The following is a 26,946-nucleotide window of genomic DNA, read 5'->3' on the forward strand; positions in this document are numbered from 1 at the left end:
AAAATCGTAGCACCGTGAGCAGACTTCCGACATTGGATTTTTTGAAACAACAACGCAGGAACTTTTTTGTTGAAGTCCTAGGTTATAATCAGCTCAATTTTAAAGGATATGCTGGCTCATGCGCTCACTCTTTGTGTTTTTGATGATGGTTTCGACGGCTTAATTGCATTTTTTTCGTCTGAACTGGTGTTTTGATCGGAATTTTCGGCAAATCTCCAAGTTTTCAGCGTAAAAAACTTCGCCTCTCAAAATAAAGAATGTGCCCTGACCACGTTTGGGAATACTTGATCATTTGTTTAGGGACACAAAAAATTTCGCCGATATTGACCGAAGCGGATTTTTTACAGACATAGTTTTACTATTGAATTAATCAGATAAAACGCGCTCATCCTGAACAGATATTAATTATTTCCCAAGAAATAATTGGGGTTATACCATGTTGGATCGTGAAGGCTTTAGGCCTAACGTAGGCATTATTATGCTGAACGCCAATAATGAAGTCTGGTGGGGTAAACGGGTGCGCGAGCATTCTTGGCAGTTTCCACAAGGCGGCATTAAATACGGCGAATCGCCGGAACAAGCTATGTTCCGCGAGCTTGAAGAAGAAACTGGCTTGCTTCCTGAGCACGTCAAGATCTTGGGACGCACCCGCGACTGGCTGCGCTATGAAGTGCCCGATCACTTTATCAAACGTGAAATCCGTGGTCATTATCGCGGACAAAAACAAATTTGGTTTTTATTGCGCATGGTTGGACGTGATTGCGATGTCAATTTGCGCGCAAGCACGCATCCTGAATTTGACGCTTGGCGTTGGCATGATTATTGGGTGCCGCTTGATACGGTGATTGAATTTAAGCGTGGTGTGTATCAAATGGCATTGCAAGAGCTATCTCGCTTCATTCATCGTCAAGATGGACAACGCAAGCCCTATCATCACAAACGCCGACATCAAGAAAACAAAGTAGATGCGAGCCAAGCGAATGTGGGCACAGTTATTCAAACGAGTATGGAAATCCAAGTCGAACTGCAATTGACGAGTGGAACAGAAACACCTAAAACACCTAACACTGCGATAGACTCACCAAAAACCGAAAGCTGATTATGTACGCACGCACAAACACCACAACTTTCCAGCTTGATTTTAAGAAGCTCTTACGTTTCTGCGGCTTGTGCTTGTGCGTTTCTGTCGCTACAACTACTTATGCACAGGATGAGGAAGATAAAGTAGTCAAAGTGTGGGTAGATAGTCCTGTAACACTGCCAGCTGCGCCGCAATCAGAAAATCTCTTACGCTTCTACAGTAATGCCAATCAGGTTTTCTTCATCGATAGCAAATCGATTAGCATCGTGGCCGATGGCAGTGTGCGATTTACGCTAGTATCCAACAGTCAAGCAGGAGCCAAAAATATCAGCTACGAAGGATTGCGCTGCGATACCAACCAAAAACGCCTATTCGCATTTGGTCGCGCCGATGGCAGTTGGTCAAATTCCCGTCGCAACGAATGGGATAGTTTCAACAACAAAGGTGTGAACCAACATCACAGCAGCCTAGCTTGGGACTTTATATGCGAAGGCGGTAGTGTTGCAGGAAACGTCGACAAGATCATTCAACGTATTCGGCAAAATCAATCATTGCGACAATTTCATTAATTTCCAATTTCAGAAAAATTAAAGACATGCCCAGAGCGACTAAGTCATTCTGGGCATGTTTGCTTTTTCAAACGACTACTTCAATTAAAACTTATACTCCCCCCATAATTTCAAAGAAGTCCCGCGCAGTGGCAAAGGACCGCCCGCACGGTTTTCAATTTGTGTTTTACGATTCATGACGTTAAACAAATTAAAGCCGATTCGCAAATCTTTGAAGCCGGAGTAAGAGCCGTAGATATCTACGGTGAAATCAGCGCCAAGCTTACATCCACTGGCACTTACCTTACGCTCAGCACACGCCTCTATGGTATTCGATGTGTCATCCGCACCCCATGCTAGCTTTCGCTCACTTTGGAAATAGCCGCGTGCACCTGCACTCCACACCGCTTTCGACCAGTTTGCACTGAGGTTGCTCACTACACGTGGATAGTAGCGATAGCCAACATAATTTTCACTGAAGCGCTGTTTATCGGTATCAAACCATAAGGTATCAATTTGGATGGTCGATTCCAAATTGGTCGTTAGACGACCATACTCACCTAAGTTCCAATTGCTACGAACACTCAAGTCAACCCCTGCCATCTTACTCTTTGTGACATTCGAATATTGATCGCGAACACCTTGTACTGGTCCCACTTTAAAACCCAATGGAACGCCGGCAAGCTGACTTGCCCGTTGACCAAATTCAATATCCTGAGGCGATAACGCGCCACGAACTACCAAGCCCGGTCTGATATCCTCATTCGCCAGAATATAGTCAGAACCTCGCACTGCGATTTCATTAAATCGCGACACATTCCAATAGTCCAAAGTAATCGCGGTATTTTTTGTCGGTTGCAACACAAATCCTAGGCTGTAGATACGAGAGCGTTCAGGCTCCAAGTTGGGATTTGGTGTCACGGTTGAGGGAAAGCCCGTTTCACATCCAGAATAATAAGCAGTCAAGGCATTCGAACGATCAGTCGCATCTCCTAGCATCAAGGCATCATAAATTTTGTTGGCCATGTCGCAGCGTTTAGGATCATCGCCACCAGTGAACCACGATGCGCCACCATTGCCGGTCTCTGGCAAACTAGGAGCGCGATAACCGCGAGACATCGTGCCGCGAATTTTCAATTGATCAGAGACTAAATAGCTAGCATTCGCTTTCGGAATCACTTCCAAATCTGTGGGGCCAGACTTGTCTGCACGCAAGGCAAAATCTAACTCTAACTTTTTGGTAATCGGCGCATTCAATTCGGCAAACGCAGCGCTGACATTGCGTGAACCATCTATCGACACTCCGCTAAACTGGACGATGCGTGCTTGCAAAATATTATCCATGCTCTTGTGCAAAAAGGTCTCATGACGTACATCAGCACCCAGCACCAAAGTCATAGGACCACCCGCTAAATTCATGACTTCTTTACTGGCTTTGAAATCCAACCAAGATTCGCTTGATTTTCCATCCGAGCCCATCACTGGGAACATTTTATCTAGCAAAGCACGTGGATTTTGTTGACCAAATTTATATTCACCACTGGTAATTGCTTTCGTGTACTCATAACGATCACGATATAGTTGTTGTCTTTGATGCGCACGCCCTCCCATATAACCAATTGCAGCATCCCATTCCCAACCCGCCGTTTTACCAAGCAAGCCAGCAACTGCGCGGTATTGTTGAGAGCCGCCAATGTTTTTGAACATGTCGGGATGATCTGCAAAACGATAGTTCAAACCGATAGGAAATGTGTAAGGATTATTTGGATGCCCTACAGGCAAAGTTGGGTCCACAAAATATTGCAACTCGCCCTTAATTGAGTCATACCAAGACAAACTAGAACCTGTCACATTACTACGCGGAATGGCGGTGTTATAGGTCGACTTAGTATCGGCTAATTGAATCTCCGCCCACGCTGACATATCATCAGAAATCTTCAGATTTGCCATAGAATAGAATGCAGCGCGCTCGGCGCCTGGCATGGCATCACTGTCTTTCCAATAGTTATAACGACATAAGCCATCAATCAAATTCTCTGCGGCACAGCCTGGCATAGCTTTACTAATTCTCGTACCAGCTAATTTAGGATCAGCATAATTCGCTGGATAGCGACCGGTATAGTTTCCGGGAAATGCACCTGTAGACAATGAATCAATCTTGCCCGTATCTCGTGCGGGATTGAGCTTCAAATACCATTCCGGTAAACGACGATTCACAAAATCATCTTTATACGAACCGCGTTTGTACAAATCGAGACTGGCAAATAAGTTATAGCCATCTTTATCAAGATCGCCGAAGCCCGCCGTCAGGTTTGCAAAACTTTGGTTGTTTAATTTGCGGTTGATCACCGATTGCTGCTTACTAGCACTGATCTGTACGCCTTTAAAATCTTTACGTGTGATGATGTTAACGACGCCAGCAATTGCAGAAGAGCCATAAATCGCTGATGCGCCATCACGCAAAATTTCCACACGCTCAACAGCGGATGCTGGAATCGCATCGACATTGACGAAAGTATTTTGCAGGCCATCGGCAAATCCAAAACTCGGCAAACGACGACCATTGATCAGCACTAATGTCGCACTCACCCCCAAATTGCGTAAGGACACGCCAGAAGCTCCACTGGCCCAAGAATTCGCGCCACTCAAATCCGAAATCGCACTTCTGTCATTCGAAGTTGATAATTCCAGAATATCTTTCACCGTCACGGCACCACTTTGCATAATTTCGGCTTTGGAAATGATCTGCAAGGGCGCCGCTGTTTCTGCATCAATCCGTTTGACGTTTGAACCAGTCACAACAACTCTTTGTGCGCTCGACTTTTCATCTGCATTGGCTTTCACCAAATCTTGCGCCCACCCCGAAGAATGTGATCCAAACGAGAGTGTCAGTGCAATGACGATCGCTTTTACTTTAATTTGTTTTCTCAAAATAACTCCTTTATTTTCTATCGTTTTCAGCATCATTTAAAAGCTGCCTAATGATGTGAAACGCTCACTAAATTTTTGCTTCAATCACCACGTAAATTGAAGAAATAATCAAAAGCACATGCTTCACATGCACGCACATTTAAATATATTTAGAAAATATTGCAAAGATATTTAATGAAAATCAAGAAAAATAGTTGCAAAATAGGCTTATTTATTACCGAATTTAAACTAATTGCCAATTGAAAGCGCTCTATTATGATCGATAAAATATGTATACTATTATAATTATCGTAATAACAATTCGACTAATCTGAATCCTTCTAAGTATTTTGGATGGCAGCGCATCTGTTTCATCAACAGACCTCGGTCATCTGTAACTTTTCCTCAATAAATCCCTCAGAAATCATAATAAATAGTCATTGGTTGCACATCAACCACAAATATATTTATTTAATATTTACGATATATTTTAAATTGTGACTGCTTTATACTTAGCAAAGGTGAACTTGTTTTTTGCAAGTTTGAGTTTTATTTAAAGAAATTAGATTCAAGCCGTACTCAAAGCTACAAAGGCGGACAAGAGAGCGCTCACCAACATGCACACCACTGCAATGCCTTATTTTGAGAAATCTCCCCAAGCACTTCTCAATTTTTCATTTGAAGTAATACCAGCATATGCGCCGCTAAAAATTAGCGCGCCAAGGCATTTAAAGAAAGAGAATCATGAAAGAAAAGAAATTATCGAAAACCGTTCGCGCCCTGTTTAGTGGCGGGGCGATCATCACCGCAACTAGTTTCGTCATTCCAGCTTCAGCACAAGAAGCTGTACAACGCATAGAAATTACTGGCTCTGCAATTAAGCGTATTGCAAAAGAAGGAGCGTTACCAGTTCAAAACCTCAGTGCCGCTGACATTCAAAAATCAGGTGCAAAAAATGTGGAAGAGTTAATCCAATCCTTACCATCTATGCAAGGCTTCACTACCGCATCTGAATCCGTCAACGGTGGTGGCGGTGGCGTACAAAATGCTTCGATTCATGGCATTGGTGCTGGATATACTCTAGTGCTTTTAAATGGTCGACGCATCGCATCTTATGGATCAGGTAGTGCCGTCAATTTGGCCAGTATTCCTATGAGCGCAGTTGAGCGCGTCGAGATTCTTACAGATGGTGCATCTACCCTGTATGGATCTGATGCGATTGCGGGGGTTATCAATTTTATTCTGAAGAAGAACCAACAAGATTTCCGATTTGAAGCGGGCATGAACAAGCCGAGCAAGCAAGGTGGTAAGAGTTCCAACGTCTCACTATCCAAAGGTTTTGGCGATCTTGATACCGACGGCTACAACATCTTGCTAACATATGCGCGCGATACGCAAGATGAGCTGAATGCGAAGGACAGAGATTTTGCAAAATCTGGTCTACAAAAATTCACAGAGAATGGCAAAACATATTCGACTTATCTGCTTGCTGGCAATACAGCACCCGCATCTGCCACACTGAGTTTAAAAGACAATTCTGTCAAAATTTTCTCACCCAGTTACTATAAAACCGGAACTTGTGGACCGAATACATCTTTCATTGGCACCGATACCGACAAGTCATGCTGGTTTGACTATGCAGCAACCGTGCAATTGATTCCAAAATCTGAACGCGACAGTTTTTTCTCGTCTTTAAATGTCAAAGTGAATCAGAATCTGAATTTATTTGCCGAGGCAGTCGCCTCTAAGTTTGTTCAAACTGCGCGCTATGCACCAGGTGCGCAACGCCTCGCCTTGCCATTAAACAGCAATACCTATATCACCGAAGTACTGCCTTACCTTTCAAAGATTGGTGTATCGCCAAATGATGTTGCATCAGCATCGATGAACATACGCTTTACCGATGCTGGTGGACGTGCACGCGATTATGTGACGAAAGCGAAACATCTGGCTTTTGGAGCGAATGGCAACTACCAAGGTTTTGATTATTCAGCTTCTTATACGCACTCTGAAAATAGCCAAGAATCTAATTTTGTAGGTGGGTTCCTTAGTCGAAACAAATACAATGAGATCGTCAACTCCGGCAAGTTCAATCCCTTTGGACCGTCTGGTAGTTCTGCAGCGGTTCTCGCCCCTGCTATCCTGAACACCAATGAGAATACGACTGACGTCAAACTCGACAAATTTAGTGCATCTGTGAGCCACGAATTATTCACTGCTCCTGGCGGTGTATCACAAATCGCGATCAGCGCTGACTATTCGAAACAGCGATATGACTTCATGCCAAGTCCTATCTCGCAAGGACAGAATGCACAGCAACCGAACTTTACGGATACGCCGCTCGGTGATTCCGCCGACAATCTCCCTGTTGCTGCTAAACGAAGTAACTGGGGTACTTCGGTCGAGTGGATGATTCCTGTAAGTAAAACACTAGAGGTCACGGCAGCGAGCCGCTATGACTCCTATAGTGCTGTCACGAATAGTTTGGTGTTTGATCCATCCAACGGCAAGTTATTGCCGCCTGCAGAACAAGGAAATGCGAATAAAAAAGCAACCTATAAATTGGCGTTTCGCTTTAACCCAGTCGACAATCTCCTAGTCCGCGGCTCTTATGGCACTGGCTTTAAAGTAGCCAACATGGATTCCATCACTTCGCCGATTAGACAAGCGGGCAATACCTCTGGTGCCTATCCATGTCCAGTCAAAGCACCTGATCCACGTGCTGCTTACTGTACTGGAACGACGCAGCAATATTTGCTCTCGGGCGGTAACAACCTGAAAGGACCTAGTGGTTTAAAACCAGAAACTTCCAAGCAATACACAATCGGATTTAGATTAGATCCTATTACTAATTTGTCGCTCGGTTTAGATTTATGGTCTGTCAAAATGAAAGACCAAATCACCTCCTTGCCTGAGCAATTTCCATTCGCAGATCCAGTGAAATTCAATAATAATTTCTCCATCGTCTACGACCAAGGTATTGGCTCCAACAAATTGGTGACTTTGTTACCAACTTTTAATTTGGCTGGAGCACGCTATCAAGGGCTTGATTGGGACAACACCTACTCAACCAGAACCGAATTTGGCAAACTCAATCTGAAATGGAGTGGAACCTTGATGCTCAAATCAGAGGTCGATGTACCAGGCTCTCCCACGGAAAGTAGTCTAGGACGATTTGATGCGTACAACAATGCGACGTCCAAAGTAATTTCTCAGCTCTCGGCCAGTCTCAATAGCAAGGATATGTACACCAATACATTGATGATGAATTATCGCTCTGGCTACCAAGATCAGGTGTTAACAGCTGACGATAATGCACTCAAACTGGTTAATAGCGATGGTAGTTTGCCAGTGGGATTTACGGGGCTAAAACGCGATGTCCGCGCATTCATTACGTTTGATTGGCAAACCCGCGTACAGTTTAAAGAGTACAACAATCTGACACTGAGCCTCGGCATACGCAATCTGTTTGATAAAGCACCACCATTGAGTATTCGAATCGCGGGTGGCGGCAATCAAGCGGGTTACGATGCACGCTACGCCAATCCTTTAGGGCGCCAGTTCTATATCAATGGAGGTCTTAGCTTTTAATAAGTGAGGAAATAAAGGTGACGGGGTATATGTTGAATATACCCCGTCATTTCCTATATCAATGTCTTACATACAAGTTGAAACCCGCGGTTAATATTGGCAAATGATACTAGCAAGTGATCAATCAAATAACTTCGTCCAAACTTAATTCTTTTGATGTCCAATTTCTTCCAACCAAACCGCAAATTCTGCGTCAAAAGAAGTCCCCCATGATTTCACTAAAGCTTGATAACGTGGATAGTCACCAACACGAGTAAAACTTAACATTCGGTCGACTTCATTGCGATGACGTTCAAACATAAATCGAACGGCCAAATAACCCCAGCTATAAATACGGGTGCTGTCATTATTTTTTTCATAGCCTGTGTCGAATAATTCACTCAAGCGATAACTCTTTTTTGTCGCGAGCTTGAGTGCTGCGACATGCGCATTGCCATGGGCGATGTATTCTGCCAAACCTTCGCTCCACCACACCAAGTAAGGCGTTTGTGGAGCTGGTTTAGGGCAATTTTCTGGGGCCGCGTGAGAGTCATGCAAGTTGGCACAAAAGTCGCCGTACAAATTAAAACGTCCGTCTAAGTAGTGAACATATTCATGGCCTAAGTTATGGACTACTCCCTGCTCTCTTTGATAAGCGACAAACTCCGCGTGATTGCCAGCACGTTCGGGCGTGCCTTCCAAATACATACCGCCATTATTGACAGGCATACCGAAATGCATACCAGCGTGTTCAGCAAAGCTATTTTTGTTGCGATAAATGTTTGCTCGTAAAGACTGGTTATTGTCATGTTTGACGGGAACTAGGGTTTTGCCATCTCCTGCAAATAATTGATGAAAATTCTTCTCTAGTTGACCTAATTGTTGACAGACACTTTGTTCTTGCGCATCACTCAAGGCTTCGGAACGTAAGCTCAAGGTTTCACTACAAACATGAGCACGTGACAGAATTTGCTCGACCGCTCTTAATGATGGCGGCGCTTTGAGCTGCTGTTGCTGCCTACTTTGTGCATGAGTATTCATGTTAATTCCAACTCCCAATAGACTCAGGATCAAGATAGTTCTAGCTGATGAGAAAAGCGATGGAGATTTTGATTGGGGTGCATTCGGCATCGTAAATTTGTCCTTAAGATTTGAAAAAAGAGGTAAAATTCACATTCATTATAAATATATTTAACATATATCGATAGAATATCTTAGCAAATTTGCTGTATATTGCTGACATTACTGACGCAAAACAGCTAGCGCGGACAAAAAATGACGAGCGATCAATTTCAAAATAATGCGAGCAATGGTCGAGACAGCGGAACAACACTGACCAAAGGTTTTGGCAACTGGCGAGCACCTTCACATTGGCTAGCGATTTCAACATTGGATTGCCACACAGGCGGTGAACCTTTACGCATTGTGACTGGTGGCTTCCCTCTGCTATCCGGGGACAGCATATTAGCGATGCGCCGCGATTGTCTGGAGAATTACGATCATCTGCGTACTGCTTTAATGTTTGAACCACGTGGACATGCGGATATGTATGGTGCATTGATTACACCAGCAGAGCGAAGTGATAGTCACTTTGGCGCACTGTTTATGCACAATGAAGGTTACAGCACCATGTGTGGTCATGCGATTATCGCGTTGACCAAAACAGCAATTGAAGCAGGCGTGGTTACGATCACGATGCCAAGAACTGCCATCAAAATTGATGTGCCTTGTGGGCAGATCCACGCCTATGCTGAGCTAAATGAAAATGGGATTCAGCACATTTATTTTGATAACGTGCCCTCCTTTGTTGCCGCGCTGGACCAACAAATTGAGGTTGAAGGGCTGGGCGTTGTGACTGTTAGTTTAGCTTACGGCGGAGCGTTTTACGCTTATGTGGATGCCACCTCAATAGGTCTATCTTTGGAGGCCGACAACCATAGACAAATCATAGATTTCGGTCGCCGTATCAAGCGCGCGGTGATGGCTAGTATCGAAGTCATCCATCCATTTGAAAGCGATCTTAGTTTTTTATACGGCACCATATTCTCAGCACCTTCAAACACAGTTGGCGTGCATAGTCGGAATGTGTGCATATTCGCAGACGGTGAACTAGATCGTAGCCCCACTGGGAGTGGTGTATCAGGACAAGCTGCCATCCTGCACGCGCGTGCTCAGCTTGAAATCGGACAATCAATAACAATAGAAAGTATTTTAGGCTCGCAGTTTCAAGTGTCTGTAACAAGCACACTTGACTACGGTAATTACAAAGCCATCATTCCTCGAGTGCAGGGAAATGCACATGTCACGGGAAAACACACTTTTTATATCGATCCTGAGGATACGCTACAACATGGTTTTATATTTCGATGAACTTAATTAGCGGATTGCACAGATAAGTATGAATACACCTCTTCAAGCCCAATTTGCCCAACGCTTACAAAATCTGCGTCAGCAAATGGCCAATGCTAGACAAGACGCTGCCTTGATTTTTTCTTTGGACAATCTTCGTTATCTCTACAACTATAGTGGAGAAGCCGCATACGGCTTAGTGACGCAGACTAATTTGTATCTGATTACCGATTATCGTTTTCTTGAGCAAGCCGAAGACGAATGTGTGAGTGACCGCATTCCGACCAAAGTCATTTGCCGTGATCGCGATAAACAAAGCCTAGGGCAAGCAATTGCAGTGATCTTGCAAAGTGAAAAAGTGGAACATGTTTGGTTTGAGGCCGAACACATTAGTGTTGGTGTATGGGACACAATCGCGAAAGACAATCCACAAGCGATTTTCACACCCAGCACCGGAGCCTTGGAACATCAAAGAAAAAGCAAGGATGCGTGGGAAGTTGCGCAGATCAAAGCTGCGGCTCACATTGCAGACCAAGCTTTAGCAGCGCTGCTGCCACAGATACAAATCGGTGCGAGCGAAGCTGAGTTGGCTTTAGAACTTGATTATCAAATGCAAAAGCGCGGCTCACAAGGATTGTCATTTGTCACCATTCTGGGTTTTGGTGCGCGCTCGGCTTTACCACATTGCATCCCTTCTCAGAAGCGATTACAAATCGGCGATTTAATCGTGCTCGATTTTGGTGCTGTGGTAAATGGCTATCGTTCAGATATGACACGCAGCTTTGTTGCCGGTCCAGCGAGTTCTCAACAACAGGCGATGTTTGATACTGTCAATGCAGCGCAGCAAGCCGCTTTCGCATTATTACGCGATGGCGTCGCGGCACAAGAAGTCAATGCAGCATCGGCAGCTGTACTTCAAGCATCCAAGTTTGCCGAGTTTGCTGGCCCTGGTTTAGGTCATGGTCTTGGGATAAAACTGCATGAGCAACCCTTCATCAGCCCAGTATGTCGTGAGAATCTACTGCGCAATTATGTGGTGACGATAGAGCCTGGCATTTATATTCCGCAGTATGGTGGAGTACGTGTTGAAGACGACGTCTTGATTACTGAGAACAGTTTTGAATTCCTGACTCATGCGCCTAAACATTTTGAATTATCGCTATAAATCATGAAGATTATCGATGCTCAACAAGTCAATCAAATTCTAGATTTTCCAAATTTGATCAATGCCTTAGATGCTGGCTTCAAACAAGAATTTGGGATGCCACAAAGACAGGTATTTGCTTTGTCCGAAGATCCAGCGAAACATGATGGGTTTGCAGTATTGCCCGCTTGGAATGAGGATGTGATTGGGGTTAAAGCCTTCACCTATTTCCCCGATAACGGCAGCAAATCTTTACCGACACTCTTCTCGAAAATTTTGCTGTTTAGCCGTGCCGATGGACAGCCATTAGCGATGATCGATGGCACCACGGTGACCTATTGGCGCACTGCCGCTGTGTCGGCGTTGGCCAGTCGTTATTTAGCCAGACCAGAATCAATGCGCTTGCTTCTACTAGGCACAGGGAATTTGGCAATCCCTCTGGTGCAGGCGCATTTAGCTGAACATGCGATTTCACATGTCATGGTGTGGGGACGTAGCACTGAGAAAGTACAGAATTTATTGCAATCCTTACGAACACGCTTTCCTCATGTTGAATTCAGCAGTGCTGATCAATTAGCAAAGAGCGTACAAAACGCGGACATCATCGTTAGCGCCACAGGATCATCACAGCCTTTAGTTTTCGGTCGAGATGTTACAGAAGGATGTCATGTAGATTTACTCGGCAATCATAGTCAGGACAGACGAGAGTGCGACACAACTTTGGTGACGCGATCTTCGGTGTATGTTGACTATCGAGCGAATGTATTGAAAGAGGCGGGAGAGTTGCTGATCCCGATCAGCGAGGGTGTATTTTCTTCTGGTGATGTTAAGGGAGATTTGGCGGAGTTATGCCGACGTGGCCAAACTTCTCGACGTGATGCCTCTGAGATTACTTTGTTTAAGTCAGTTGGAACAGCTTTGAGTGATTTGATTTGTGCTAAGTTGGTGTTGGATCGTTTGGGGTAGCTGTTTTTTTGGTTTTGGTTTTGGTTTTGGTTTTGTCGTTGTTTTGCGGCCTGTTGGTCGGGGGTGGCCCGACAGCCACTCACTTTTCTTGCTTCGCCAAGAAAAGTGAGCAAAAGAAGGCGACCACGCTGCCACTGCCCTTCGGGTTCCCAATTATGCAAGACAAAAAATGGGAAAGCTTCGAAACTCGCTTCGCTCAAACAACGAAGCTTTCTTTATCCATTTTCTGTCCTGCACAATTGGCAGTGTCAGAAGTGGAACTGCGTTAAAGTCAAAAGCAACGGCAACAACCAAACAATCAGTAACCACGGTAATTCATTTTTCTATTGGCAGTAGCTGGTCGTTGTTTTTGATTTTGCTTTTGATCTACCCCCGTTTGAGACGATGTAATTTGTGCTTCACAGAAAATGGATAAGAAAGTGTTGTTGTCTGAGGTGAAGCAGGGAATTCGAGGCGCATGCGCCTCGCCTGCGGAACGATGTTCGCTTGCAAGCGAACATTCCTGAGAACAGTTTCAACACTTTCCCATTTTTTGTGATGCACAAATTATGCTGAAGCGAAGCGTAAGCACCCCCGCAGGGGCGAGTCTACGGTCGCCTTTCTTTTGCTTACTTTTTCTTTGGCGAAGCAACGAAAAGTAAGTAGCTGTCGGGCTACCCCCGACCTGTAAACGATGAGAGAGGATGAAGCGAATCTCACTTCAGCAGACGAAGAAATGGAATTCGATAGTGTGAATTTACGGCCGCTTCTTTTCCGAAGCAAAAAGTGAGTGGCTGCCGGGCCACACCCGACCTGTATCCATAAAAAATTCCGAAAAATATTTAAGACCTTAGAAAACCAAATCCAAACAAAAAATCATAAACCAAGAGACAACAACATGACCACCATCAACCGCAATCCCTTCCACCGAGCCTTCTACGTAGCCAACACCATGGAGATCTTCGAACGTCTCGCTTGGTACGGTTTCTTCACACTATCCTCACTCTACATCACCAGCCCAACCGCCCAAGGAGGACTTGGATTTAGCGACCAAGAACGTGGCTTCCTGCAAGGCATGATTCCTTTTTTACTGTATTTACTCCCCGTGATTACCGGCGCTTTAGCGGATCGGTTTGGTTATCGTCGCATGTTCTTGATTTCGTTTGCGATCATGTGTCCTTCCTACTATTTGCTCGGACAGGTCCATAGTTTCTGGGCATTTTTTATGGTCTTTTTGGCGGTGGCAATCGGTGCCGCCTGCTTTAAGCCAGTCGTGGTCGGTACCATTGGACGTTCTACCGATGACACGAATCGTGGCCTAGGCTTTGGTGTGTTTTATACCATGGTCAATATCGGTGGCTTCATCGGCCCGTTTATTGCCGGATATGTACGCGCTGTCAGTTGGGATTTGGTGTTTGTGATGTCAGCGATTTGGATAGGCATTAACTTTATTCCCGCTCTATTTTTCTATAAAGAACCGGAGCACGATTCGAGCAAAGATCAACGCAGTTTGAAAATGGTTCTGCTAGAAGCGCAAGAGGTTCTTGGTAACGGACGATTAGCCTTAATGGTGATTCCAGCCATTATCGCTTTGATGGTGACAACACGCATGGGTATCGGATTTCATTATTACCTGATGGGTGTAGCAGCGTGGGTTGCGCTCAATTTTGCTTGGACAGTATCCATTAAAAATTCTCCATCTTCAGCTTGGTATTTGCAAAAGGTTAAAGTCGGCAATGTGCCCTTCGTCTTGTATTTATTGATATTGACTGGCTTTTGGGTCGTGTACTTCCAATTGTTCACAACACTTCCGGTATTCATTCGCGATTTTGTCGATACCAAAGATCTGGTAATCGCTCTGCAACAGTTCGCACCGTACTCTGTTGACTTCTTGGCTGGCGTAAATCTAGATCAATTAAGTGGCGCATTACCGACTCTGGCGAAAAAATATCATGCGGGTATGGATGCAGTCGCTTTGCAGCAATTAGCATTTGATTTGGTCAACTATAAAGTGATGGTTCCAGACGACGCATTACGCGCTGGCCTACTCGCATTACAACAAGGGAATGTATCGCCAGCGACACTTGCCGAACAATGGGCTAAACAATATCGACAAGTCAATCCTGAATACATTGTGAATATCGGTTTTGGTTTGATTGTCTTATGCCAAATCGCAATCAGTGCATACATTCAACGCTGGCGTGCATTACCCATCTTGGTGTTTGGAACCGTGATACTTAGCGTCGGAATTGCCTTGTGTGGCTTTGGCGCGGGTTTAGCGATTGGTGGAACAACAGTCGTGATTGCCGTCATCGTTTTCTCAATTGGTGAAATGATCGCATCGCCAAAAAGCCAAGAGTACGTCGCCGCCATCGCACCGAAAAGCAAGACCGCCATGTATATGGGGTATTACTTTGTCTCAATGGCTCTTGGCAATTTATTCGCAGGATTGTTATCGGGTTGGGCATATACCGCGATCGCCAAAGAGATGAATCGCCCCTTGTGGATGTGGCTATTATTTGCTGCAATTGGTTTGCTAACCGCTGCCTCCCTACTCATTTTTAATACATGGTTGAAGCGTCGTTGAATCTAAATTAGCGATGGACTATTTCACTTAAAAATTTAAGCAATCAACTTATATTGAATTCGTAATCAAACTACTCCTTGATCGCCTCAATCGCAAAACGCAGCGTCACCTCATCGCTCACAAACGGCGCATAACGACCTAAGCCAAATTCGCTACGCAATATTTTTGCGTAGCCATTTGCGCCACATGCTGTTTTAAAATAAAGCGGCATAAAACGACAGTGGAAATGCGTAAGTTCAAATCGCACTTTTTTACGCGTTCCCTTGATAGTCAAATCGCCCTCGATGGCAATCACCTTATTAGCGTCGTCAAAAAGAAAGTTCTCTGATTTGAATTGAATGCTAGGGTAAACGTCGGTCTCAAAAAAGCTAGCTGAGCGCAGCGCCGTATCAAACAAGCTGCTACCGGTACTGACTGAGTTCGCATCAATAAGCAAATCGACTTTGCCGACGCGCTTTTCTTCATCAAATTCAATCGAACCCGAATTTTTATCGAAACGCCCCTGCTGCACTGATAGACCCCAGTGCATGTATTCAAAGATTGAATAGGTATGCGTGCTATCAATCACATACCGATCTGAGGCGTTCGCCAAATGACTGCCAGCACAACTGGCGCAAGCGACGACAAAAGCTAGCAGGTTGCGCACAAGACTCTGGCAATTTGGTTTCATGTTTTAGCTTTCATTCTGCTTTAAAAGAATTTCAATCTAACATAAATAGGAAATACTTGAGGCAAACTGGCGCCTTTCAAATCGGGTCACAAAACCAAGAGATTACAGACTACAATCATTAACTTCAAAGGATGACAACATCAATCACCAACCATGCGCTTAGTTTATTTCTTACTCTTCCTTGTTACGCTTTGCCCATCAGTAGTGAGCAAAGCAACGCAGACACCGTCAACCACACGTACCGAAATTCAAGTCCTTCTGAAAAGATTGCAGGACTCTGGTTGCCAATTCAACCGCAATGGCAGTTGGTATTCGGGCGCTGAGGCACAAACCCATTTGAGCAAAAAACTCGACTACCTAGAAAGAAAAAATATGCTCAAGTCAACCGAAGACTTCATCAAACTAGGCGCTTCAACCAGTAGTTATAGCGGCAAAGCGTATTTAGTGAAGTGTGGTAATACACCCGCGGTCGAGAGTAAATTATGGTTGGGCGAGCAATTAAGAATTTTGCGCGAATCTAAATAACTGACCTTAAGAGAAGAACTTTACGAAGCACAAGCTTAGAAAAATAATGACATTAATCATCTGTATCAAAAATCTGATTTAAAGAAAAATGAAACGAGCGCTCTTTATTTGCACCCAAAACCGACTCCGCAGCCCGACAGCGGAACAAGTTTTCGCGTCGTGGCCAGACGTGGAAACAGACTCCGCTGGTATAGGCAACGATGCCACCGTTCCACTCTCTTCAGAACAAATCTCTTGGGCGACGATTATCTTTGTGATGGAGAAAACGCATCGCAATAAATTGTCAAAGAAGTTCAGATCGTATCTAAGCAATAAGCGGATTATTTGCTTGGATATTCCTGATGAATATGAGTATATGGATCCGGTGTTGATTACTATTTTAAAGGCTAAGGTGGGGAAGTTTTTGGTTTAAGTTGTTAGTGATCTTATTCGCTTTTTCACTTGCTCATCATTCACAGATCGGGTGTGGCCCGACAGCCAATTACCTTTTTTGCTTCGCCAAAAAAGGTAATCCAAAAAAGGCGATCGTAGATACTTTAAGTTATTTCAGTAAAGCCTCGCTGCGTCTATTGTCGTTCCCGCGAAGGCGGGAATCCAGTAGCGTAAAAGCCTAACGTCACTGGATCCCTGCCTACGCAGGGATGACGCCTCGATTTTTCGAGTCTAATTGAACGACTTCACGGTCGATACTGTTTGTTTTGCTGTTGCTTTTGACTTTAACGCCGTTCCACTTCTGACACTGCCAATTGTGCAGGACAGAAAATGGATAAAGAAAGCTTCGTTGTTTGAGCCGCAGGCGAGTTTCGAAGCTTTCCCATTTTTTGTCTTGCACAATTGGGAAGCCGAAGGCCAGTGGCAGCGTGGTCGCCTTTCTTTGCTTACTTTCTTTGGCGAAGCAAAGAAAGTAAGTAGTTGTCGGTCTACCACCGACCAGCAAACGATAAGACAGTTTATCAACAAATATTCTTATTAAAATTCGAGGCCTGCTCGCAATTATTCGGCTATCAGAGCGTGGGCAAAAAAACCTACCCACCCTACTAAACTAGCCTACACTTTTCATCGTAGTCCTCAGCAAAAAATTTAATTCTTACACAAGTAAAAATCTATAACTTAGCCACTGATAATGACGATTGACTTATCACATACCTACTATTACGCTACCCTAATCTCTGTTGCGAGATATACAATTTCCGACATGCCAAAATAAATTATAAATTCTATGAAATTGAAAATCCAAAATCTTATCTACACTCTGGAGACACTACTGATTCTGCTTCCGGCGACATTATTTTTGATCTTCAGTGCTCCTTGGTTATTCGTAGGTATCGAATTTAAAGCGTGGACAGCTACTTTTTATGCTTTTATGTTGTGGATTGGTGGATGGCTCGGAGTCATCGCATTATTTCAAATACTCAGACGTCTACTATTAATCAAGAACTCAAAAATTAATTACTTATGGATTAAATCAGCAGCTGGTACGACTTCTGTGCTGACATCCATTCTGTTTGTATACGATTTACCTTTACGAAGACAAGATTTTATTGGCATTCTGATTTTTATAAGCCCAATCATTGTCGGCGCCCATTGGCTCTCTGTATTGAAAATCTCCAATAAAAAAGTCGTCCAATAATCTAAATAAATACAAACTTCTTCAACACCATCATTTACACGGACATTGTGGTAGATGAATTCTTCCAAACAACCAATCTTCAGTACCATTTCGTGCAAGTGCAATTCACCAATCAGACATACTAATTCAAATAACAAAAAGCCCGCAAAATCCAAAGATCATGCGGGCTTTTTCACAAGCAATCAAAACATAGAAAAGCTAATTATTCCACAGCCTTCACCATATCCTCAATCACCTTCTTAGCATCCCCAAACACCATCATCGTCTTATCCATATAGAACAACTCATTATCCAAACCAGCATAACCAGATGCCATAGAACGCTTATTCACGATAATCGTTTTCGCTTTATACGCCTCAAGAATCGGCATCCCAGCAATCGGTGATTTTGGATCTTTAGCGGCTGGATTCACAACGTCATTCGCACCGAGAACCAAGACCACGTCTGCTTGACCAAATTCGCTATTGATATCTTCCATCTCAAACACTTGGTCATACGGCACTTCGGCTTCCGCCAATAAGACGTTCATGTGCCCTGGCATACGACCTGCCACTGGGTGAATCGCGTACTTCACTGTGATGCCTTTGTGCGTGAGTTTTTCCGTCAACTCCTTCAAAGCATGTTGCGCACGCGCTACCGCTAAGCCATAGCCAGGAACGATGATCACCGTCTCCGCATTACCCAACAAGAAAGCAACGTCATCAGGTGAACCAGACTTAACCGTGCGTTGTGCGCCACCGCCTGCGGCTGCTTCTGCTGGTGCGCCGCCGAAGCCGCCCAAGATCACGTTGAAGAAGGAACGGTTCATCGCTTTACACATGATGTAAGACAGAATCGCGCCAGACGAACCAACTAAGGAACCAGCAATGATCAACATCGAGTTATTGAGTGAGAAGCCAATCCCTGCTGCAGCCCAACCAGAGTAACTGTTCAACATCGACACCACCACTGGCATATCAGCGCCACCGATAGGGATGATGATCAGCACACCCAACACAAACGCAATCGCTGTCATCAAGATGAATGGCGTCCATGCAGGAGCCACGTCACCATCAAAACAAAACACCAAACCCAAACCAACCATCGCAATCGCCAACACCAAGTTCAACATGTGTTGACCAGCGAAACTAACTGGCGCACCTTGGAACAAACGGAATTTATATTTACCAGACAATTTACCAAAGGCGATCACCGATCCTGAGAAAGTAATCGCACCAACGAAAGTACCAATAAATAACTCGATACGGTTACCAAATGGAATTGCCGCATCACGTGTCGTGATATTGAAAATCCAAGGTTCTGCAACCACCGCAACCGCGATACAGACTGCCGCTAAACCGATCAGTGAGTGCATCGCTGCAACTAGCTCTGGCATCTTGGTCATCTCTACGCGCTTCGCTAAAGTGGCACCAATTCCGCCACCAACCACGATACCGAGTATCACCAAGCCGTAACCCAAACCAGCGCCACCTGCTTCGTTTTTCAATTTAACGATCAGCGCAACTGTAGTGAAGGCTGCAATCGCCATACCAATCATACCGAAGGCATTGCCTTTACGTGCGGTTGATGGATGCGATAAACCTTTAAGCGCTTGAATAAAACAAACCGATGCAATCAAATAGAGCATCGTGACGAGATTCATACTCATTATTTGCCCTCCTTCTGTTCCGCCTGCGCTTTCGGTTCTTTTTTCTTAAACATCTCTAGCATCCTTTGGGTGACTAAGAAGCCACCAAAGACATTCACCGCCGCGAGTGCGACCGCCAGGGTTCCCATCACTTGGGCTAGCGCACCTTCGGTTAAGCCTGCGGCCAACATCGCACCAACAATGATGATCGCAGAGATCGCATTCGTCACCGCCATCAAAGGTGTGTGCAATGCGGGTGTTACGGTCCAGACCACGTGGTAACCGACATAAATTGCCAGTACAAAAATGATCAAATTAGTGAGTGTATGACTTACTACATCCATGACGTTCTCTCTTTATTTACGTTAAAAGGGACTTCAGTAGTTATGCTGTTCAGATAAATTTTCTCTCTGTCGTCGTCATCCCTGCGTGGGCAGGGATCCAGTGTCTTTGAGCCTTTACACCACTGGATTCCCGCCTTCGCGGGAATGACGCCTCGTTGTTTCGAGCTTAGCTAAACCGCATTAAACTTCAGTAATTCTCTTATTTCATCGCATCTGAAAATCTCTGCAAATCAATATTCTTTCAAGCTAGTGATTTTATTTCTCGCATCAACGAACACGACTTTCGGTTTGAAGTTTTCTGCGACTTCATCGTCCATCGGTGCGTAGGTGCAAATAATCATTAAATCGCCTAACTGTACGCGTCGAGCTGCCGCACCATTCAGGGAGATTTCACCACTGCCGCGTTTGCCTTTAATCGCGTAAGTAGCAAAACGCTCGCCATTATTGATGTTGTAGAGTTCGATCCGTTCATGTTCCTTAATGTCGGCTGCATCGAGCAAATCCTCGTCGATGCCACATGAACCTTCATAGTTCAAATCACATTGAGTTACAGAAACGCGATGAATCTTGGCGCGTAACATATTTCTTTGCATAATTTCCTCAAAACTTCTATGTAAAACTTACTTACTACAACTGATGATAAAACCGGATTAAATCCTTTTTTCGCCGCAGAGGCACGGAGGACGCAGAGATTTCTCTTTATTCAACTCTGCGTCCTCTGCGCCTCTGCGGTTCAAATGTTTTTCATCGTTTTCAAATTTATTTCTTCAACACTTCGCCACCAGAGCACATCATCGTAGCGACGACGATTTCATCTTCTTTGTTGATCGCTAAATTTGCCTCTTTATCGATAATCAATTTCAAGAAATCGAGAATATTGCGGGCATACAATGCGGAAGCATCGGCAGCCACCAAGGTCGCTAAATTCGGCTCGCCAATAATGTGGACACCGTATTTCGTGACGGTTTTATTCAGTTCAGACAAAGGACAATTACCACCCTGCTCGACCGCCATATCCACAATCACAGAGCCCGGTTTCATCGCCTTGACGGTTTCTTCTGAAATCAAAATCGGTGCTTTGCGACCTGGGATTAATGCAGTAGTAATAATGATGTCGGCTTGCTTGGCACGTTCATGTACCAACGCAGCTTGACGCGCCATCCATGCGGCTGGCATAGGACGCGCATAGCCACCGACACCTTTGGCGATTTCGCGTTCTTCATCAGTTTCGTAAGGCACATCGATAAATTTCGCACCCAAGGATTCGACTTGCTCTTTGACTGGTGGGCGTACATCGGAAGCTTCGATCACTGCACCTAGACGCTTAGCAGTCGCAATCGCTTGCAAACCCGCAACACCGACTCCCATAATCAAGACCCGCGCAGCTTTTACAGTACCGGCTGCTGTCATTAGCATCGGCATAAAGCGTTGGTAAGTATTCGCTGCCAACATTACAGCCTTGTAGCCAGCGATGTTTGCCTGTGAGGACAGCACGTCCAATGACTGCGCACGTGTAATCCGCGGTGCGGCTTCTAAAGAAAAAGCCGTAATGCCGTGCGCTGCCATCGCTGCGATGTTGTCTGCATCAAAGGGATTAAGCATACCAACCACCACCGCACCCGATTTGATCAAAGCACGTTCTTCTGCCGAAGGCGCACGCACTTTCAAGATCAACTCTGCGCCGAATGCATCAGCAGCTGTACCTATCGTCGCGCCAGCTGCTTGATAGGCTTCATCGGTAATCGAGGAGGCAATACCAGCACCAGCTTGTACGACGACTTGGTGTTTGGCACTCACATATTTCTTAATTGTTTCTGGGGTCGCCGCAACGCGCGTCTCGCCCGACCGGGTTTCGGCGGGAATGCCGATTTTCATAAAGAACTCCTTTTATTGTTGATAGCCTTAGGTTCAATGACAAAAGTGATGACTTCAGGTACACCATGTTGCGCAGAAATTTCCTACTTGGATAAAGCAAGAAACAAAACCAAAACTGACAAGGATTTAAACCACTTGAACTACTTACAAAGCTGTTGCCAGCGACTGCGAACTGCATACAAATTTGAACTGCCGGAGGGATCTTACATTTAATATTCGACAACGATATTACACGAAAAACGCACCAATCTGGCACAAGAAAAGCACACTGAAGCAAGCTACTAAGAAATAACTTGCACCACTTCCGCGCACAGTGGCTCCCTATGCAAGACAAACAAAATCTGCGCAAACCTATGCCAGACAAGGCTTTACCGAATAGGAAACAAAAATGGCTTGGGCCTAAGCACACTACATTTTTATTTAAAAATTACTAACGAGTCTGATGAATTTTCTTATAGATAGAATCTTTATTAGTAAATTCGAATCTTGATTTGACCCAGCTCGCGCTAAGAAAGACACTTAAAAGGGTAAAATGTTGGCTTGATTGATTGTCTGCCTCGCTTATGTCTGAAACTTGGAAACCCTCTGTCACTGTTGCTGCGATTGTGCCGCGCCAAAACGGTGAGCGCCTAGAATTTTTGATGATAGAAGAAACCACAGCCGATGGAGTGCGCCTGAATCAAGCGGCAGGTCATCTTGATCCGAATGAAAGTTTAGAACAAGCCGTAGTCCGCGAAACTATGGAAGAAACTGCGCATGAGTTTGTACCGGAAGCGCTAGTTGGCACGTATATGTCGAAATTTATTTCACCAAATTCAGGCAAAGAAGTGACGTATTTGCGTTTTGCATTTTGTGGCAAAGTGATCGCCCAGCATGATAGACCTTTAGATCACGGTATTTTACGGGCCTTGTGGATGACCTATGAGGAAATTTTGGCATGCCAAGAGATGCATCGCAGCCCCTTAATTTTGCAGTGCTTGCAGGATTATCTGGCCGGACAGAGAGCGCCTTTAGATTTGATGTATACGCATCCTAGTGTAACGAATTCGGCAAATTAAAAGACATCAAGCGATTTTGAATTCACCTTCTCAGATTTGTAGCTTAGATGAGAAGAAACAAATAAATCGTAGGGCGGGTGAAACCCGCGCTTCTAAAGTAATAACTGCAGTAATAACTACAGTAACAAAAATCAGTAGGAATATTCATGAGTAAAAAACGTGTAGTCATCGGTATGTCCGGTGGAGTCGATTCTTCAGTCTCAGCTTGGCTCTTGAAAGAGCAAGGCTACGAGGTCATTGGCTTGTTTATGAAGAACTGGGAAGACGATGATAATTCCGAATATTGCTCAACGCGCGAAGATTTAATTGATGCAGTTAGCGTCGCCGACGTGGTTGGTGTTGATATTGAAACCGTCAACTTTGCGAGTGAATACAAAGATCGCGTGTTTGCCGAATTCTTGCGCGAATATCAAGCAGGTCGCACACCCAATCCTGACGTATTGTGTAATGCTGAAATTAAATTCAAAGCCTTTTTAGATCACGCGATGAAGCTCGGTGCCGACTACATCGCAACTGGTCATTACGCACGTGTACGCGAAGTCAATGGTGAATTTCAATTATTAAAAGCACTTGATGCCAGTAAAGACCAAAGTTATTTTCTGCATCGTTTAAATCAAGCTCAACTCAAAAATACGCTGTTCCCGCTCGGTGAAATCAATAAAACTGAAGTCCGTAAAATCGCTGAACAAATCAATTTACCGAATGCGAAAAAGAAAGACTCAACTGGGATTTGCTTTATCGGTGAACGCCCTTTCCGCGAATTTTTGAATCGCTATTTGTCGTACGCGCCGGGTGAAATCCGCACCGCCGAGGAAGAAGTGATTGGTCAACATGTAGGCTTAAGCTTTTACACTTTAGGCCAACGCAAAGGTATAGGCATAGGTGGCATTAAGTCACACCAAAATACTGATGGTAGCAGTGATGCTTGGTATGTGGCACGCAAAGATGTACCGAACAATCGTCTGTACGCAGTACAAGGTCATGATCATCCGTGGTTGCTGTCTAATTCGTTAGAGGCAGCACAAGTCAGTTGGATCGCTGGACATGCGCCAGATCTAGAGAAACTATCAGCCAAGACACGCTATCGCCAACCTGATATGGCTTGTCGTTTCAATGGTAATAACGAGCTATTTCAATTGCATTTTGACGAAGCGCAATGGGCAGTCACCCCGGGACAATCTGCGGTTTTATATGATGGCGATGTTTGTTTGGGTGGAGGGATTATTAACTCGGCCTCAGCAGAGAATAACTAAAACGTATTACTTTGATTCGCAGCCACTAACTTAAATAACTTGGCTAACTTCGCTAAACAAAAATAGCCGAATGCGAAAGCACAAAAGACAGAGGGCAGATACACGATGTATCTGCCCCTGTTTTATTACAAAGTCTAGCTAAGTCGATTTAATCCTCATGCGCCTCATCACCTTCAGCGCGCGCTTTTTCAAATGCTTTTCCAAAGAACAAAGCATTTTCCAAAACACGACGACTACCGAGCCAACCGCTTCTAAAGCCCAAAGCTGCACTTGCCAAAATCACGCTACCGCTACCGACACGTTGCGCTGTGATTGCCGCTGATCCAGCGATACGCTTGGCGTTCTCTGCCGAAGCATATCCGCTCAACACGGGTGAACTTGTATACGCAGCGACCGTGCCATAACGATCCCCTTCTAATTTGTACACATCCGCCTGCCCACGGAATACTGGCAAGATATCGCGTGGAATGCCCGCGGCAATTGGATGACTGCGATCAATTTCCGTTTCAAAGATCACGCCAGCAACCAAATCTTTGGCGGCGTTTGCATCTTGGTCTTTATAGGCTAAACGTCCTTCTTTGGCTTTCTTATCCTCTGCCTTATCTGCATCCGATTTTTTACCTGCATCGCCTTTCACTAACTTGGTTTGCAAATAGGATTGATTGCTCGCCCAATTCAAAGCACCTTCAACACCGATGATGACGCCGCCTTGCTTCACAAAGCGTTCGATGTTTTTGTTGGCCTCGTCGGACAAACGATAACTACCATCACTCATCACGATGTGTGTGTAGCGCTCTAATTGCGTTGACGCTAAACGATCTGTGCTGAGCATGGTTGCTGGCAAACGCAAATGGGTATCAAGCCAATGCCACAATTCACCAACCGAAGTCGAATCCAAGCCTTGACCAGTGAGCACTGCCACGCGAGGGCGTTCTACCGTTTTCAAACTGGCGCTACCTAAATCTACACCAGTACTACCAGCGCCAGAACTTAATGCCAACACTTCAACACTATGATTGGCTGTCGCTTTACGTACTATCTCTGCCACATTCGCGGCTGACGTGCTTTGCATCGCGACTGGAATCACGATACTGCCGATACCTAAATCCTTACTACCTTCAGTCGTTTGCACGCGCATTGGCTTGGTCACTGTGCGTAAGCGCAATCCGGTCTGGCTTAGTTCTGCCAGCAATGGTGCAGCATCATCATTGACCCATGAAAAAGCGTAAGCAATATTCGACTCAGCTTTTAAACTCGCTTTCGGCAAATCCTGCACCGGATCACCAATCACATCAGCCGCACTCTTAGCACTTGCCAAGTCATACGCTTTGGTAACACTCCATGCGGATACATCGTAAAAAGTATTATCTTTGAATTGCGTACGCAACTCAGTGATTCCTTCTAACAAACGACTTTGACGCTGATTCAATGGAACCGCAATCGCATTGCGCGCATCGTAACGTTGACCATTAACGGTGACGCTACCTTTCACTTGATGCACCGCGATTCCGTGTTGCTTCAACAAATTCGAGAAATCACGCAAGCGGGCTGGATTGCCTTCAGCCGCAAATAACATGGCGCGATTAGGATCCGCCTGCGCCATTTTTTTCGCTTCATCATAGAAATTCTTTTGGTGCGAAATTAATTGATCACGAATCGCATCTGCTGCCTGTATCGTACTAAGTGAAGTCGTAATTTGATTGGCGATGGTGTGATCAAATTTCAGCAAACCATTACGAGAATCCTGAATATGACCGCGCGAACTGGCTTGCTCAAACAGGATACCAACGCTGCCTTGCAAATCTGGATAAGTCGAACCTTTGCCATAGTAAAAATCATCAAAGGCTTCACGGCTAAAATACAATTCGCCACGCGCATCTAATGCTTGGGCATGGAACTTCGCAATCGCTTCAGTTAAGGATTGATTATTCGCAGGCGTCAAAGGATGGGTACGCGTTGGTACGCCAGGTTGGAAGAAGTAAGTCGCGTCCGTACCTTGCTCATGAAAATCACCAAACACATGCGGGCGCCACGTTTGGAAAGTGGCGACGTGCGCGCGTGATTCAGGGTGTTGCAACCACAACCAATCGCGATTCAAATCAAACCAATAATGATTACCACGACCACTAGGCCAACCTTCACGATGCTCTAATGTATTTGGATCACTAACCAAAGTCTGACCGCGATTGCTATTCGCCCAATTTGCAAAACGCGCTAAACCATCCGGATTGAGCATAGGATCAATCACAATCACGGTACGCTCTAACATTTCACTAACCGATTTGTCGATTGAACTTGCGAGATGCCATGCCACTGCCGGTGCAGCATTTGCACCACTAGGTTCATTGCCATGGACGCTATAACCAAGATACACAACCAACGGGGTATCGCTTTCACCACGTCCGCGTGCTGCTTCGATTTCACTCAAACGTTGATGATTTTTTTCACTGGTGATAATCACATTCAAAATCGGACGACTCTCATGTGAATAGCCAACCACACGCACTTTGACCCGCGGTGATTGCGTTGCCAATAGTTGATAGTAGGAAGTCAATTGCTCTGGCCGTGCGTGCCACTCGCCCAGTTCATATCCAAGCACAGAAGCAGGCGTACTAATTTTATCGGCGCGCGCATGCGCAGGAATAACTGATTGTGGTGTCGCCGCATAAGCAGAATAAATAGGTGCAGCGCTAACAGAAATACAAAATGCGAGACTGACCGCTTGAGCGATTTTTTTTAGAGACATGGGATTCCTTCTTATAGTGAATTACCGACTGGAGGTTGCGCTATGCGGCGATGGATTGCGGCATTAGCTTAGCGCGTTTAGAAC

At 44.9% G+C, this 26,946-nt stretch carries 21 protein-coding genes; 13 read left to right on the forward strand and 8 right to left on the reverse strand.

Features of this window, described 5'->3' with window-relative positions; genetic code table 11:
- The first annotated feature begins 436 nt into the window (after window positions 1-436).
- Together IE103_RS05430 and IE103_RS05435 are read left to right on the forward strand one after the other, a co-directional pair.
- Window positions 437-1,099, forward strand: coding sequence for an RNA pyrophosphohydrolase (locus IE103_RS05430; protein WP_189344931.1), 663 nt, complete (start codon window positions 437-439; stop codon window positions 1,097-1,099).
- 2 nt (window positions 1,100-1,101) lie between these two features.
- Window positions 1,102-1,650: a CNP1-like family protein gene (locus IE103_RS05435; RefSeq protein WP_189344932.1), complete on the forward strand. Its 549-nt coding sequence runs from the start codon at window positions 1,102-1,104 to the stop codon at window positions 1,648-1,650.
- 84 nt (window positions 1,651-1,734) lie between these two features.
- Here the strand turns inward: IE103_RS05435 and IE103_RS05440 are convergent, their stop codons facing one another.
- Window positions 1,735-4,560, reverse strand: coding sequence for a TonB-dependent receptor plug domain-containing protein (locus tag IE103_RS05440; RefSeq protein WP_189344933.1), 2,826 nt, complete (start codon window positions 4,558-4,560; stop codon window positions 1,735-1,737).
- A 723-nt stretch (window positions 4,561-5,283) separates the two neighbouring features.
- Between IE103_RS05440 and IE103_RS05445 the strand changes: the two genes are divergently transcribed.
- Entirely contained in the window at window positions 5,284-8,130 is a 2,847-nt protein-coding gene (locus IE103_RS05445; RefSeq protein WP_229827086.1) for a TonB-dependent receptor domain-containing protein, read from the forward strand.
- A 144-nt stretch (window positions 8,131-8,274) separates the two neighbouring features.
- Here IE103_RS05445 and IE103_RS05450 read toward each other — a convergent pair whose 3' ends face one another.
- The gene (locus tag IE103_RS05450) at window positions 8,275-9,150 is read right to left on the reverse strand and encodes a collagenase (RefSeq protein WP_189344934.1); all 876 of its coding nucleotides are present in this window, start codon (window positions 9,148-9,150) and stop codon (window positions 8,275-8,277) included.
- Window positions 9,151-9,384: 234 nt separating this feature from the next.
- On the opposite strand from IE103_RS05450, the gene IE103_RS05455 reads away from it, so the two are divergent.
- From IE103_RS05455 to IE103_RS05470, 4 genes are all read left to right on the forward strand, one after another.
- A complete protein-coding gene (locus IE103_RS05455) occupies window positions 9,385-10,479 on the forward strand; it encodes a proline racemase family protein (protein WP_189344935.1) in 1,095 nt (364 codons plus the stop codon).
- 28 nt (window positions 10,480-10,507) lie between these two features.
- The gene (locus tag IE103_RS05460; RefSeq protein WP_189344936.1) at window positions 10,508-11,623 is read left to right on the forward strand and encodes a M24 family metallopeptidase; all 1,116 of its coding nucleotides are present in this window, start codon (window positions 10,508-10,510) and stop codon (window positions 11,621-11,623) included.
- A 3-nt stretch (window positions 11,624-11,626) separates the two neighbouring features.
- Window positions 11,627-12,568 (forward strand): bifunctional Delta(1)-pyrroline-2-carboxylate/Delta(1)-piperideine-2-carboxylate reductase, encoded by a 942-nt coding sequence (lhpI, locus tag IE103_RS05465; protein WP_189344937.1) that lies wholly within the window; start codon window positions 11,627-11,629, stop codon window positions 12,566-12,568.
- 877 nt (window positions 12,569-13,445) lie between these two features.
- Window positions 13,446-15,134, forward strand: coding sequence for an MFS transporter (locus tag IE103_RS05470; protein WP_189344938.1), 1,689 nt, complete (start codon window positions 13,446-13,448; stop codon window positions 15,132-15,134).
- Between the two features lie 70 nt (window positions 15,135-15,204).
- On the opposite strand, the gene IE103_RS05475 is transcribed toward IE103_RS05470, so the two are convergent.
- Complete coding sequence (locus IE103_RS05475) at window positions 15,205-15,804, reverse strand: YceI family protein (protein WP_189344939.1); 600 nt, start codon at window positions 15,802-15,804, stop codon at window positions 15,205-15,207.
- A gap of 153 nt (window positions 15,805-15,957) precedes the next feature.
- Between IE103_RS05475 and IE103_RS05480 the strand changes: the two genes are divergently transcribed.
- From IE103_RS05480 to IE103_RS05495, 4 genes are all read left to right on the forward strand, one after another.
- Window positions 15,958-16,329: a YfeK family protein gene (locus tag IE103_RS05480; protein ID WP_189344940.1), complete on the forward strand. Its 372-nt coding sequence runs from the start codon at window positions 15,958-15,960 to the stop codon at window positions 16,327-16,329.
- 88 nt (window positions 16,330-16,417) lie between these two features.
- On the forward strand, window positions 16,418-16,741 hold the full coding sequence (locus IE103_RS05485; RefSeq protein ID WP_189344941.1) for a low molecular weight protein tyrosine phosphatase family protein: 324 nt from the start codon (window positions 16,418-16,420) through the stop codon (window positions 16,739-16,741).
- Between the two features lie 255 nt (window positions 16,742-16,996).
- On the forward strand, window positions 16,997-17,302 hold the full coding sequence (locus IE103_RS05490; protein WP_189344942.1) for a hypothetical protein: 306 nt from the start codon (window positions 16,997-16,999) through the stop codon (window positions 17,300-17,302).
- Window positions 17,303-17,548: 246 nt separating this feature from the next.
- Window positions 17,549-17,959: a hypothetical protein gene (locus tag IE103_RS05495; RefSeq protein WP_189344943.1), complete on the forward strand. Its 411-nt coding sequence runs from the start codon at window positions 17,549-17,551 to the stop codon at window positions 17,957-17,959.
- 202 nt (window positions 17,960-18,161) lie between these two features.
- Here IE103_RS05495 and IE103_RS05500 read toward each other — a convergent pair whose 3' ends face one another.
- The 4 genes from IE103_RS05500 to IE103_RS05515 form a co-directional block, all read right to left on the reverse strand.
- Window positions 18,162-19,607 (reverse strand): NAD(P)(+) transhydrogenase (Re/Si-specific) subunit beta, encoded by a 1,446-nt coding sequence (locus IE103_RS05500; RefSeq protein ID WP_189344944.1) that lies wholly within the window; start codon window positions 19,605-19,607, stop codon window positions 18,162-18,164.
- Window positions 19,607-19,930, reverse strand: a complete 324-nt coding sequence (locus IE103_RS05505) for an NAD(P) transhydrogenase subunit alpha part 2 (protein WP_189344945.1) — start codon at window positions 19,928-19,930, stop codon at window positions 19,607-19,609. The genes IE103_RS05500 and IE103_RS05505 overlap by 1 nt, the downstream gene beginning before the upstream one ends.
- 230 nt (window positions 19,931-20,160) lie before the next feature.
- A complete protein-coding gene (gene panD, locus IE103_RS05510) occupies window positions 20,161-20,523 on the reverse strand; it encodes an aspartate 1-decarboxylase (protein WP_189344946.1) in 363 nt (120 codons plus the stop codon).
- A gap of 166 nt (window positions 20,524-20,689) precedes the next feature.
- Window positions 20,690-21,805 carry a Re/Si-specific NAD(P)(+) transhydrogenase subunit alpha gene (locus tag IE103_RS05515; protein WP_189344947.1) on the reverse strand — a complete coding sequence of 372 codons (1,116 nt, stop codon included), beginning with the start codon at window positions 21,803-21,805 and terminating at the stop codon, window positions 20,690-20,692.
- A gap of 563 nt (window positions 21,806-22,368) precedes the next feature.
- On the opposite strand from IE103_RS05515, the gene IE103_RS05520 reads away from it, so the two are divergent.
- Both IE103_RS05520 and mnmA read left to right on the forward strand, forming a co-directional pair.
- Window positions 22,369-22,863 (forward strand): NUDIX hydrolase, encoded by a 495-nt coding sequence (locus IE103_RS05520; RefSeq protein ID WP_189344948.1) that lies wholly within the window; start codon window positions 22,369-22,371, stop codon window positions 22,861-22,863.
- Window positions 22,864-23,009: 146 nt separating this feature from the next.
- The gene (mnmA, locus tag IE103_RS05525) at window positions 23,010-24,116 is read left to right on the forward strand and encodes a tRNA 2-thiouridine(34) synthase MnmA (RefSeq protein ID WP_189344949.1); all 1,107 of its coding nucleotides are present in this window, start codon (window positions 23,010-23,012) and stop codon (window positions 24,114-24,116) included.
- 148 nt (window positions 24,117-24,264) lie between these two features.
- Here mnmA and IE103_RS05530 read toward each other — a convergent pair whose 3' ends face one another.
- Entirely contained in the window at window positions 24,265-26,862 is a 2,598-nt protein-coding gene (locus IE103_RS05530; protein ID WP_189344950.1) for a M14 metallopeptidase family protein, read from the reverse strand.
- Between the last annotated feature and the right edge of the window lie 84 nt (window positions 26,863-26,946).

Origin of the sequence: Affinundibacterium macrobrachii, from assembly GCF_014652415.1 — a bacterium.
Lineage (GTDB): Bacteria > Pseudomonadota > Gammaproteobacteria > Burkholderiales > Burkholderiaceae_D > Undibacterium > Undibacterium macrobrachii.